Annotated in this window: 8 protein-coding genes; 2 read left to right on the top strand and 6 right to left on the bottom strand. The window is 51.1% G+C overall.

Features of this window, described 5'->3' with window-relative positions; translation table 11 throughout:
• Nucleotides 1–59: 59 nt before the first annotated feature.
• Nucleotides 60–2,135, bottom strand: a complete 2,076-nt coding sequence (helD, locus tag FCN78_RS05680) for a DNA helicase IV (protein WP_077659524.1) — start codon at nt 2,133–2,135, stop codon at nt 60–62.
• 244 nt (nt 2,136–2,379) lie between these two features.
• Here helD and yccS point away from each other — a divergent pair, with 244 nt between their 5' ends.
• On the top strand, nt 2,380–4,638 hold the full coding sequence (gene yccS, locus FCN78_RS05675) for a YccS family putative transporter (RefSeq protein WP_077522531.1): 2,259 nt from the start codon (nt 2,380–2,382) through the stop codon (nt 4,636–4,638).
• A gap of 244 nt (nt 4,639–4,882) precedes the next feature.
• On the top strand, nt 4,883–6,052 hold the full coding sequence (locus FCN78_RS05670; protein ID WP_077459400.1) for a Card1-like endonuclease domain-containing protein: 1,170 nt from the start codon (nt 4,883–4,885) through the stop codon (nt 6,050–6,052).
• 104 nt (nt 6,053–6,156) lie between these two features.
• On the opposite strand, the gene udp is transcribed toward FCN78_RS05670, so the two are convergent.
• From udp to FCN78_RS05645, 5 genes are all read right to left on the bottom strand, one after another.
• Nucleotides 6,157–6,918, bottom strand: coding sequence for a uridine phosphorylase (gene udp, locus FCN78_RS05665; RefSeq protein WP_077459398.1), 762 nt, complete (start codon nt 6,916–6,918; stop codon nt 6,157–6,159).
• A 227-nt stretch (nt 6,919–7,145) separates the two neighbouring features.
• Nucleotides 7,146–9,452, bottom strand: coding sequence for a zinc/cadmium/mercury/lead-transporting ATPase (locus tag FCN78_RS05660; RefSeq protein ID WP_077659523.1), 2,307 nt, complete (start codon nt 9,450–9,452; stop codon nt 7,146–7,148).
• Between the two features lie 165 nt (nt 9,453–9,617).
• Nucleotides 9,618–10,844 (bottom strand): sodium/glutamate symporter, encoded by a 1,227-nt coding sequence (gltS, locus tag FCN78_RS05655; RefSeq protein WP_069362811.1) that lies wholly within the window; start codon nt 10,842–10,844, stop codon nt 9,618–9,620.
• Between the two features lie 480 nt (nt 10,845–11,324).
• On the bottom strand, nt 11,325–11,741 hold the full coding sequence (locus FCN78_RS05650) for a CBS domain-containing protein (protein WP_046073384.1): 417 nt from the start codon (nt 11,739–11,741) through the stop codon (nt 11,325–11,327).
• A gap of 138 nt (nt 11,742–11,879) precedes the next feature.
• Nucleotides 11,880–12,674, bottom strand: a complete 795-nt coding sequence (locus FCN78_RS05645; protein WP_158014712.1) for a DUF2927 domain-containing protein — start codon at nt 12,672–12,674, stop codon at nt 11,880–11,882.
• Nucleotides 12,675–12,846: the final 172 nt, after the last annotated feature.

The following is a 12,846-nucleotide window of genomic DNA, read 5'->3' as shown; positions in this document are numbered from 1 at the left end:
CCCGCATTGTCCGTCTGTAACTAACGCCGTCTATGGCTAACAGTGTGGGTTCCCGTTTTTTAAAGGTACCCTTTCAACTCCTCCACAAACGGTGAGGCATGGCCTTTTTGGTGTACCAGCCACACTTGTTTTTGTGCGCGCGTTAGGGCGACATAAAACAGTCGCCGTTCTTCCGCGTGATCAATCGGTTCTTCATTTTTCCCTAATAAGGCCTCATCGAGTGAAAGCGAGCGCGGCTTGGCGGGAAATACGCCTTCATCCATGCCGAGGATAAATACATAGTGGGCTTCTTGCCCCTTGCTGGCGTGTGCGGTGGTATAGCGAAGCGCCAATGACGGATAAGCATTCTGCCAGTTTTCTAGCGCGTCAGGACAAATGGCATGCGTGCGACCTATCAGCATCACACTCACTGCTTTCTCGGCTTTAGCGTGCTTTTTGGCAAGGCTTGCCAGTGTCTTTTCTATCTTATCGTCCGTGATCACCTTGATCGTTTTGGGCGTTTTCGCCGATGCCTTATCGCGCGCATAATCCAATTGTTTGCTCAGCTGCTTGGGGTTTTGTTCAATGAACTGCTGCGCTACATCACCCAAGGTAGACGGATAGCGATAGCAGGTGGTCAGCCAGCAAATTTCACTGTCGCCGAAACGCTGCGCAAACTCTGTGGTTAAGTTGACATCGGCACCGGCAAAGCGATAAATGGCTTGCCAATCATCCCCCACCGCATACAAGGAAGCGCGTGGTACTTGCGATTCACTGTCCGCTTTACCGTGACACAGTGCCTCGAGCATCGCCAATCGTGCTGGGGAAATGTCTTGGTATTCATCGACCATCACAAATTGAATGGGCGTGACGAATTTTCGCTGCTGAAACAGCTTAGTGGCTTGGGTAATTAAGCTGTCAAAATCAACGGCGTTCTCCGCTTTTAGTGCTTGTTTGTAGGCTTGGTATAACGGCCAAATCACGGCCAGTTCATCTTTTAAGGCGGCCTGCGCCTCAAAGCTTGCCAGTTTATCGGTTAGCGCACGCTTGGTAGTGTTGGCTTGGATCACCCGTGAAAGACGCGACCAAATCCAGGTGTGCAACCGGCTGTCATGGGCACACGCCGTCAGTTCAGCGTTATCATCAAGCGGCAGTGTTTGCTGCTGATGTAATTTGTCCCAGCGTTTGCGGGTAGTGGGCTGTTGCCACTGTTCGGCGAGTATTTGAGTCAACCACGCCGCTTTGGCCGTCCCATCACTGGCGAGTGGAGAAATAATCGGCGCCTGTCCTTGGTGTTCAACAAGTTGCTGGCGGGCAAAACCATGGAAGGTGGTTACATTCACTTCATGGCCAGTTTTGGTCTTAATCCGAGTTTTGAGCTCGGTGGCCGCATCTCGACCAAAGGCCAGCAACAAAAGCTGCTCAGGCTTGGCTTGACCACTTTCAATTAAATACGCGGCGCGTGCCACCAATACGCTGGTTTTGCCGCTGCCAGGGCCCGCCACCACCAGGGTATGGGATTCATCGGTAAGCACGGCCTCGCGCTGCCCGGCATTCAATGGCGACGATTCAATGGTATCAAACCAGGTTTGCCACTGGTTAAGCATCGCCGCTTGCCACTGTTGATTGCGGGCTTTCAGCCAGCTTGAGTCGGCCTGCAGCACAGGCGATAGTGTGGTAGCAAGGCTTTCGTCCAAATTGGCCAAGAACGAGGCAGGGATCCCCTCGCCTTCCAGCTTATTCACTACCGTTTGCTGCGCGGTGCGTAATTGTGTGACACGCGCATAACCTGGCGCATTCACCAGTGCATCAAACTCTGCCAGTAAACTGGGGCGGATCATTGCCAGCCGTTTTTGATAACGGGCGATATAGGCTTGATAGTGGCGATAGATAGTTTGTCCCGCTTGTTGGGCGTGATCCCATGGCAAGCCAAAGACCTCGAATGGCAGTGGGTCACCCTCATCGGTATAACCGGTCAGCGAAATCGTCCCCCACAGCAACCCACGCGATACCGTTAGCTGTCCATCCCATGCCGAGAAAGGAATGTATTGTCGGTGATGACGAGATTCGAGCAGTAAGCCATCATCTTCAAGCTGCAAGCTGTAATGATCGCCGTAAACAAGCCATTGTGCCCAGCGATTGGCTGTAAGTTTCATATCTCAACGTTATTCAGCGAATAGCGCACGCGTTGTGCCCTAAAAAGATGCTTGGCATGCTACTTCTCAATGCTCGATAAATCAATTTACTAGCGCGATGCCACTGCCTATGCAGTGCGCTGACAACACGAAATTGACCTGCCGCAACCCTTTTCTTATTCCCCGAGAAAATCCCTCATTGAGGCTTAGTTTCTGGTTCTATTTCTGCTATCTTGCCAACATTGTTGGCCGATTACCCTTACTTATGCCTTTTTCTCTGCCACGTTTACCTTTCCTGCCGCTCGCCGTGCGTGAGTATTGGGCAAACCATCGTATTAATGACAGTATTCGCGTCCTTATTGCCCTGATGGGTGTGGCGTTGTACGCGGGATACGCCGGACGCACAGATATTGTGACGCCACTGGTGCTCGGTGTCATTGCCTCGGCATTGGCGGAAGTGGATGATCATTTTTGGGGGCGGTTGCGTGCGCTCGGTGTCACCCTTGTTTGCTTTACCGTCGCGGCCTTCTCGGTCGAGCTACTGTACGACACCCCTTGGCTATTCGCGATTGGCCTGACGACCTCCAGCTTTGGCTTTATCATGCTGGGCGCGATCGGTGAGCGCTATGGCACCATCGCCTTTGCCTCGTTACTTTTGGCGGTTTACACCATGCTGGGGATGGAGCAAGGCAGTGATATGTGGTTACAGCCGATGATGCTGTTATCTGGGGCGCTCTGGTATGGGCTGTTGTCGCTGGCTTGGATCATGATATGGCCTCACCGCCCGGTTCAGCACCGATTGGCTGCGGTGTTTCGTCAAACCGCCACTTATATGGAAACCAAATCCAGTTTGTTCCATCCGGTCGCCGAGTTGGTTCCGCAACCGACGCGTATTGCCGCCGCCAACCAAAATGCGCAAGTGGTGGCCGCGCTCAATCAAGCGAAAGCGTCATTACTGGCCCGTGCTCGACGCGGTCGACTCACAAAGCGGCATCAAACCTTGCTACAAACCTATTTCATTGCCCAAGATATTCACGAACGTGTGAGTTCATCCCATTATCGTTACCAGGATCTGGCGGCGCATTTTTTTCATTCCGATATCCTCTTTCGCTTTGAAGCCTTATTAAACGCGCAAGCGCAAGCCTGCCGGGATGTTGCGCAAGCGATGTCGATCGGTACACACTACCATCACCCGAAAACAGGCCACCAAGCCCTCATGGCAATCAAACAGTCGATGGCCTATTTGTCGGCACAAGAGGAGCAAGACAGCACTCGCCTCGCGCTGCTGCAACAACTCGATTTTCTTTACAAAAACTTGGAGACAGTGGAACAACAACTGGCCAGCTTGAGCCACTTAGCCAGCACGGACAACCTCCAAGAAAGTGAACTGGCCGACCCGGATGCACACTCGTTAGGGGAAATGGCTTACCGCATTCGCCGGCAGCTCACGGTTAAATCACTGCGTTTCCGTCATGCGGTGCGTTTGTCCTTATCACTGCTGACCGGTTATGCACTGATCCAAGGGCTTGGGTTAGAGCACGGCTTTTGGATTTTGATGACCATACAATTTGTGTGTCAGACCAACTACTCTGCGACGCGCAGTAAGTTGAAAGAGCGCATTTTAGGGACGGTCGCCGGTTTACTCTTGGGAGTGCCCGCACTCTATCTTTTCCCTGATCCCAGCAGTCAATTGGCGTTAATGGTGATCACTGGGGTGCTGTTTTTCGCGTTTCGTACCGTGCAATACACGCTCGCCACTTTATTTATTACCCTGCTGGTGCTGATGTGCTTTAGCCAATTTGGCCAAGGCTTCGCGGTTATTCTTCCTCGCCTTGGCGATACCGTGATTGGCTGTTTGATTGCGGTCGCCGCCGTCCGTTATGTACTACCCGACTGGCAAGCCCACCGCTTGCGCGGGATCATGACTGAAGCGCTGCAAGCTAACCGTGACTACTTGGCTCATGTGATTGCGCAATACCGAGTGGGTAAGCGGGACAACCTTGCCTATCGGATCGCGCGTCGACATGCCCATAATGCCGATGCCGAGCTGACCACCGCGATCAGTAACATGCTGGTGGAGCCTGGACGCTATCGCACCAATATTGAAGAGACCTTCCGGTTTTTGTGCTTGAACAACGCCATGCTCAGTTATATTTCGGCCCTAGGCGCGCATCGCAGCCGGATGGATGATGAGGTTAATCATCAAAAGATGGCGCAGCTCCATCGTGAAATTCATCAATCCCTCAACACGTTGACTGAGCGCTTGGGGCAAGCATTGCCTACAGCGTTACCCGCACAAGTGCCCTCAACCGGCACCAAGACACCCACGGGCGAGCCAGTGAGCATTGATGAGCACCACGCCAATGCCACCATCGAGTCACAGTCTCCTACTTACGTGCCTGTTGATAACGCCCCACTCAGCATGGTGCTACAACAGCTACACTTAATTCAACGCATGTTGCCTGAGCTAAATAGTTTAACCGAGACCTTGCGTCAGCAAGCACTTAAGCAAAGTCGCACCTAGAAGGGAAGCAAAGCGGCTACACAAAGGTTAGCGCGGCACTGTCACGAAGAAGGGGCGGGTTATTGCGGGGTTAGTAGAACGGGTATCACGTCAGCGCTGTGTAAAATTACACTTATTTACTCAGCGAGTGGTTGAAAGCCTGACCGCGAGGCCGGATATTAATAGTTACGCCACCTGTTGAGGCTGGCAACTATACCGATAATTAAGCGGCCTTATGCCGCCTCATAGCCCGCCTGGAGCAATTATGGCTATTCATGTAGGAATCATCGACTCTGACCCTGTCCGTCTCGTTACCCCTGTTTTGCATCAGCAATTGCCTGTCAGTAAGCTGATACTCATTGGCACGCTGGAGCAAGATCTGGAATTTGAGCGTTTAACGCGTGTGCTGGCGCCCAAGGGGATTGAAACCGAGTTTTTTGAAATCTCGGATGATATCAATATCCGCGAGGTGAAAAGCCAGGTAAAACGTCTGGCCGAGCAGCTCAGTCACTCTTCTGAAGACATCCTTTTTAATGCGAGCTGTGGCCTGCGCCACCAATTACTCTCCGCCTATGAAGTATTTCGTACCTATCAGTGGCCCAGCTATGTGATTGAGCCCTATAGCGACGAGCTTTGCTGGCTGTACCCTGACGGCCTACCCCAGCAACAAGTGGAAGATCATATTAGTCTCACTGAGTATCTAACGATTTTCGGTGCGCGCTGTGAGCACCAAGATGACCAAGTCACAGGGTGTTTAACCAACGACATTTATCGGCTGGGAGAAAAGTGGGCCAGCAATGCCTATGAGCTAGGCCCAGGCCTAGCCACGTTGAACTACCTCGCGACCACCTGTCGTAAAGAGCAGCGTTTAAACGTCGCGCTCAGTGAAAAACAGCAAGGTTATCGCGAGCTTGGTATTCTTCTCGATGACCTCTCGGATGCCGGCTTAGCCAGTTATGAACAAGGGGTGCTGACATTTAGCTGTGAAGAAGCGCGACGCTTTGCCAATGGCGAGTGGTTAGAAAGCTACGTGCACCATACTGTTACCTCCATCCAACAAGAGCTTCCCACCATCCAAGACAGCGCACTTTCCTTGCAGGTTTATCGCCAAATCGGTGAGCGCGAGGTGCGCAATGAGTTAGATGTCGCCATGGTGGTGAATAACAAGCTGCATATTATTGAATGCAAAACCAAAGGCATGTCGAGTGATGGCGACGATACCCTATACAAGCTGGAGTCCTTGCGTGATTTACTCGGAGGATTGCAGGCGCGCGCGATGTTGGTGAGCTTCCGTCCATTAAGGCATCACGATATTACCCGTGCCACCGATTTAGGCTTGGCTCTAATTGGCCCCGACCAACTCGCCAACCTGCGAACCCATCTTTATGACTGGTTTATCGCAGCAGGCGGTACGATTGAGGTAAGAACGAGTTAATCGCTTGTGCGAAGCAATAGGACAGGTTCGCTAAACGGTCGACAATAAAAAACGCGGTGCCTTCGGGGCTCCGCGTTTTAGTAGGATAACGATGTCTCGCTTGTTTACAGGAGCTTACGTGCTGCCTCAACCACCACTTTAATTGAGCGCGCTTCCGTTTCTTTCAAGGTCGCGTGGTCTGGGGTCTCTTTTTGTGTACGGTTGATAATCACACCGGCCACACAACCTGCACGCAAGCCAGAGCTAGCACACATGGTCAGCAAGGTGGCTGATTCCATCTCAAAGTTCAGCACACCCATGTCTTGCCATTCTTGCATTGAACCCTGGAAGCGACGCACTACACGGCCGCTAAAGGTATCGTAACGCTCTTGACCTGGGTAGAAGGTATCACTAGATGCCGTCACGCCTGTGTGAACCGTCGCACCATCTTCATCAACGGCGGCTTTCATGGCCGTGGCGACGTCAAAATCGGCCACCGCTGGGAATTCCATTGGCGCAAAGTGGCTGCTTGCGCCGTCAAGGCGTACAGAGCCGGTGGTGACAATCATATCGCCGACATTAATGTCCGGCTGAATCGCCCCCGTGGTGCCTACACGCAAGAAGGTGCCAACACCAAGCTGTGCCAACTCTTCAACCGCGATAGAGGTCGATGGGCCACCGATACCCGTTGAGCAAACCACCACTGACTTGCCATCGAGCCAACCAAGATACAAGGTATATTCACGCTGCGAGGCGAGAAAAGTTGGGTTTTCCATCAAGTTAGCAATTTTTTCAACGCGCGCCGGGTCGCCAGGAATAATCGCCGTGGTTGCGCCTTGAAGATCCGCTTTTGTTACGCCAAGGTGAAATACAGGGGTATCAGACATCATTCGTCTCCTCACTGGATGCATTTATCCGCATTAGAATTAATGTGGGCCTTGCTGATGAGGCCCGAACTCGTTATTGGTTATGCATTTAGGATACCCAAATTTGCCATCTTTTGTGTGACCATCATCGACCTATTACTACATTGGATATTACAGATTTCAGAATTTAGAGATCGTTATCACTTTATAAAGGCAAAAGCAGACAGCCTTTGCCCTGTTTTTCAGCGCTAGTCACGAAGTAAACGTAGCGCATTCAGCGTGACCAGCGCGGTAGCACCGCTGTCAGCCAGCACCGCGACCCAAAGTCCTGTGATACCGAGTACACTGGTCACTAAAAACACCCCTTTAAGCCCTAATGCAATGGTGATGTTTTGCCGCACATTCGCTCGGGTCGCGCGCGCCAGTTGCAGGACTCTGGGTAACTCGACCAGCCGGTTATGACTCAATGCCGCCTCGGCCGTTTCTAACGCCACATCGGTACCACTTCCCATTGCCACCCCGACGTGCGATGCTTTCATGGCCGGTGCATCATTGATGCCATCACCAACCATTGCGATGCGGTATTGCTCCGCCAGCGTTTCTACCGCCTCAACCTTATTCTCCGGCAATAGGCCCGCGCGGTAATCAATGCCCAACTCATTGGCTATTTCCGCCGCCGAGGTCGGGTTATCACCCGTCAGCATCACAGGCTGAATACCCATCGCTCGTAGCTGTTCAATGGCTTCGCGAGCATCCTGTCGCAGTGTATCTCGCCAGCCGATCATCCCTTGTGGTTGCTCGTCAATGAGCACAACCGCAACCGTCACCCCGCGCTCGGCCACCGATTTGGCCTCTTGATATTGCGCATGATTTAACGTCGACTCACCCACCTTGTCTAACGCAACCAGCCGGACGGCTTGTCCCTCAACCACGCCTTGCACACCGCGACCGGCATTCGCCTGGATATGCGAGGCATCCGGCACCGAGATGCCACGCTCGGCGCTATACAAGACCAAGGATTTTGCCAATGGGTGGTGACTACCGCGCTCGATGGCGGTCGCCGCTTGCAGTAGCGACGTTTCCTCACCTTGCCAGGCGCGCACATCCGTCACCATGGGTTTACCCTCAGTGAGCGTGCCGGTTTTATCTAAAGAGACAGCATTGACGCTCGCCAGTGTTTCCAGTGCTGCCCCACCTTTGATCAAAGCGCCACGACGTGCCGCGGTGGCGAGCCCGGAGGTAATCGCCGCAGGTGTCGAAATCACGAGCGCACATGGACAGGCGATCAATAACAGTGCTAAGCCTCGATATAACCACTCTTGCCAGCTGGCGGCAAAGAACAGGGGTGGAATTACCACAACTAGCGCGGCGAGCCCAATCATTGCTGGCGTGTACCAGCGGCTGAATTTATCGATAAACCGTTCTATCGGCGCTTTTTTCGACTCGGCCTGCTCAATAAGGCGCAAAATGCGGTCAATGGCATTTTCGCCCTGTGCGGATGTCACATTCAGCTGTACGGTTTTATCGGTTGCAAGGCTGCCCGCCATCACGGTGTCACCGGCTTCGATATCGACGGGGATTGGTTCGCCTGTCAGTGCACTCTGATCAAAGCTCGCCGCAGCGTCCATTAACTGCCCATCCGCGGGGAGTCGCTCACCAGCACTAATTTCAATCCGGTCACTTGGCTGTAGATCACTGGCCGCCACGGTCTCACGTGAACCGTCGCTATCAATTCGCGTCACAGTTTCTGGCACCAATGCCATCAGCGACTGAATGCCATCGCGGGCGCGCGTGGACGCATACCCTTCTAACCGCTCGCCAATGAGAAACAACACTAATACCATCGCCGCTTCGGTGGTCTCTCCTAGATATAACGCACCGATGGCCGCAATACTCATCAAGGTTTCTATCGAAAACGGCGATCCTTGACGCGCCAATCGACCCGCTTTAAGCACAATGGGAGCGAGGCCAACTACAGTCGCCGCAGTAAACAGCCAATCGGATAAAGAAGCCGACCAGTAATGCAGTCCCCAAGCGACCAGCATAATGCCAATCAAACCAAACAATAGGGCGTCATCGCGCCATTTTTGCCAACCAGAAGGCGCAGTGGCGGTTTGATCCAAGGTAACGAGCGGAAAACCGGCTTTTTTAGCCGCTTGCTCAATGGCCGATTGCATCTCCGTTGAGGCATCGTGCGCTAAAGAGACCCGCAGTTTTTCGGTCGCAAACAGTACTTGTGCGCTCTCTACACCCGGCGTGGCATGAATTGCTTTTTCAAGTTTAGCGGCACAGCTTGGGCAATCCATGCCAGTAACCACCCACTCATGGGTGATGGAGGATAACTGAGGAGATGACGCCGAGGGCGCACTCTGGCAGGTATGGTGACACGAGGTTTGTCGCCTGTCGGGGTCATCATCGCCCGCGCTACCCTCACCCTCTTGGTGACTGGAACAGCAGCTCGACGCTTGGCAGGTATTCGTTACCGTTTGCGTAGACGGAGACACCGTTTGGTGATGCGGTTGATGACAGTGGTGATGTCCACAATGCTTACACATAATCGACTCCTTCTTTGGTCGGTGTGTCATTAACTTGTGGTCAGTATAAGGGTTGGAGCCCACTCCAGAGTCAAGCGCTTATCAAAACAACGCTCATTGAGTTTGCCAAACGCTGCGCGACAGCAGAAAAAATGCGCTCAGCGATGATGGCTGAGCGCAATGATCCTATTGGATAATAAAAATATAGCCCTGCAAAATTAGCAGGTTGACGATATCGATAAAGAAAGCCCCCACAATCGGCACCACCATAAAGGCTTGAGGCGCGGGGCCGAAACGATTCACGATTGAGCCCATATTCATCACCGCGGTCGGGGTAGCGCCGAGGCCAAAACCGCAATGTCCACCAGCAATCACGGCCCCTGTATAATTACTCCCCATCAACTTGAACGTGACGTAGTAACTAAATAAGCCGATAACCACCGATTGAATCGCCAGAATAATTAAAAATGGGACTGCTAAATCGAGAATGTTCCATAGCTTCAACGTCATTAGCGCCATCGCTAGAAATAATGAGAGAGAGACAGTCCCTACCATATCCACGGTTTCTGACTCTAGCTTTCTGAGTTTAAAAACCTCAAGCGTATTGGTGACTATTACACCCAAGAAGAGAGCATAAACAAAGTCAGGCACCATTAGCCATTCAATATTAAACCCGCTCACCCACTCAGATAAATGGCGAGCCCCCGTAATACACAGCAGTAAAATAAATAAGACTTCAATGACTTTCTTCGCTGTCACTTTATCTTCTTCATTTTCATTGTACGTGACAAGTTCGGGATATTTTTCGTGTGTTGTGGTGCCACGCCCATATTCAGACTCAAGCTGATGTTTATTAATCAAACGCTGGGCAACTGGGCTACCAATAATACCACCAATCACCAGACCGAGTGTTGCCGACGCCATTGCAATTTCCAGGGTACTTTGAATACCATACTCATCGGTCAAGATCTGGGCCCAAGCCGCGCCGGTTCCGTGCCCGCCAGACAGGGTAATCGATCCAGCGACCAGCCCCATCAATGGATCTAAACCAAGCATCGACGCAAAACTGACACCAATAGCGTTTTGTATAATGATGTACACAGAAGCGATGGCAAGAAACCAAAATACCTTTAAGCCGCCTTTTACTAATTGTTTATAATTTGCTGCCAGACCAACGGTCGCAAAAAACATCAGCATAAACGTATCTTTTAACGGCAAGCTAAATTTAAAATCAATACCGTTGTAGTGTAATATAGAAATAACACACGCAATAATTAACCCGCCCACAATCGGCTCTGGGATATTAAATTTTCTTAATGCGGGCGTTTTTGAATTAACAAAATGGCCTAAAAAAAGGACACCGATGGCAATCAGGAATGATTCTAGCGCACCAATTGAATTGAGTTGATACATATAACCTCTTTGTTTCTCTCACCTCATCCTCCCTGATTGTTTAATTTGACCTTTGTGTTACCTCATTTACATTCACATTGACGTTAATACGGGTTAGCCACACGTCACGATACTCCAGCATCCTGCTTATCGTTTTGCTACCGCGCTTGGGCTTTTGTACGCCTCAACCTCGCGATAACTGCCCGCTACCAACGGGCGGCACAATAGCAGAAAAACGCAAAACGAGCACTAATAATCGAACTATATGTTGCCCCATGGCAAGTAACTACTTAAATAAGCAGGATTAAAATTGATTGACCAGCACATAAGACTGAATGAAAAACAACCACAACTCGTTCAATATTTGTACGCAACCAACCACAACGCGCGGAAGGACAGCCGTCAGTATGGGAGGGGAAACAAGAAAGGCGATGCCATCTTGGTGGCGATAGCAAATAAGCGCCCCTTACCCAAATAGTAAGGTGCGCGTAATGAAAAACCTCAAACTGGATGGGTCAGACATTCACCCATTTGCATACTGATCGCTCTTAAGACATCTCGACGGGTGATAATACCCACCAACTTGCCCTCGTCGACCACCGGGTACAGTTTAGGCTTGGTGGGCGCCATCATTTCCGCAAGCTTGATAATACTGTCCTCGGATTCAACCGCCAACGCGTTGCTGGTCATACAATCCGCCACGGCGTGTGAATCTTGGCAATGATAGCTGTCACGTAGCAACTGCTGCAGCATGTCTTGCTCGGAGATAAACCCGACCAACCGCTTATTGGCATCTACCACAGGCCCACCCGTTTGCTGACTACGAAGCAGTTTTTCCAGTGCACTAGAAAGCGGCATATCCGGTGAAAAGGTTACCGGGCGTTTGTTCATATAATCTTTAACAGTGATCGACTCCATGTCGCCTCCCTTGACCGTCATGACAATTTACTGTCCTGTTCTTTAAGTGTTGTCGAAGATGGCGAAATGTCTAAATCACTTTAAACAATTTGTGTTATTGAGCAAATCAATGGAAAACGAATGGCGTTAATCGCTCGGCTACCAGCCCAGTAAACGATAAAGCTCACCGGTTTTGACACTGCGGTGTGCATTGTCAATGGTGCCGTCACTTGCCCACTGTTCAACGACTGGCTGAATGATGGTCTGTGCCGTCTGCCAATCTTGCCCGGCTTCTATTTCGTCGAGGTATAACAGCCTGAGCAATAAGCCATCTAGCCCAGTCAAAAGCTGTTGTGGCGTGCGGTCATTAAAAATCGATGGGAAAACCCGATCATCGTCATTAGGCAGCCCCATAATTTGTGTCAGCTCCTCTACCACACAGGCCACGAGTTTCCCTTTGGAGCGTGCTAAATCAACGGGAATAACAACCGCTGCATGATGAATCGCGCCATGTTGATTGATTCGAAAGTTAGCCGCACACACGGCATCATGTAATGGTGAGACATCGGCATTGTTAAACTGTTTGCGCGCATCATCTAAAAAACGTTCATGATTGGTGAACATAATCGTTAGATTGGCACGCTGCAGAGTCGGCGTTGGGATAAAGTCGATCCCGGTTAGCGTCTCAAGATGTGCAACATGATATGTGACAAGATCGTCGTGTAACTGGCTCGCACTGATCGGATGCGCCACATGATAGCGGATCGGGCCATCCCACTTGCGGACGCCTTGTTCACCTTGCACATACTCGCTCTGAAATGCGATACGATAAAATGCCTCAACAATATAATCAGGCGACTGCCAAGCCTGTTGGTTTGCCATCACAGGCGTCACGGTTAGGCAAAAGCCTAAGAATACTGCCCGCAGAAAAAGGCGCGAGTATAAGTGACTCACAGCATTACTCCCAATATCGAATCCCCTAGCTAGCATAGTCACGAAATTACAACGCTTAAATCATTTTTTAACACACGCTAGCGCTGTCTTTTATTTTGTGCACATAACGTAAAAATCGAACACCAGTTCCACTTTTCTAGACACTTTTTGAACCAAATCCTCATTATCACCG

This window comes from Salinivibrio kushneri (assembly GCF_005280275.1).
Classification (GTDB): Bacteria; Pseudomonadota; Gammaproteobacteria; order Enterobacterales; family Vibrionaceae; genus Salinivibrio; species Salinivibrio kushneri.
The sequence above is the reverse complement of the archived record's forward strand: the minus strand, read 5'-3'. Positions and strand labels throughout refer to the sequence as shown.

What these genes read in the sequence shown, in the direction of transcription:
- FCN78_RS05670 (WP_077459400.1), top strand. Translation starts at nt 4,883, where the DNA reads ATGGCTATTCATGTAGGAATCATCGACTCTGACCCTGTCCGTCTCGTT.
- gltS (WP_069362811.1), bottom strand. Translation starts at nt 10,844, where the DNA reads ATGTATCAACTCAATTCAATTGGTGCGCTAGAATCATTCCTGATTGCC.
- yccS (WP_077522531.1), top strand. Translation starts at nt 2,380, where the DNA reads ATGCCTTTTTCTCTGCCACGTTTACCTTTCCTGCCGCTCGCCGTGCGT.
- helD (WP_077659524.1), bottom strand. Translation starts at nt 2,135, where the DNA reads ATGAAACTTACAGCCAATCGCTGGGCACAATGGCTTGTTTACGGCGAT.
- FCN78_RS05650 (WP_046073384.1), bottom strand. Translation starts at nt 11,741, where the DNA reads ATGGAGTCGATCACTGTTAAAGATTATATGAACAAACGCCCGGTAACC.
- udp (WP_077459398.1), bottom strand. Translation starts at nt 6,918, where the DNA reads ATGTCTGATACCCCTGTATTTCACCTTGGCGTAACAAAAGCGGATCTT.
- FCN78_RS05660 (WP_077659523.1), bottom strand. Translation starts at nt 9,452, where the DNA reads ATGTGTAAGCATTGTGGACATCACCACTGTCATCAACCGCATCACCAA.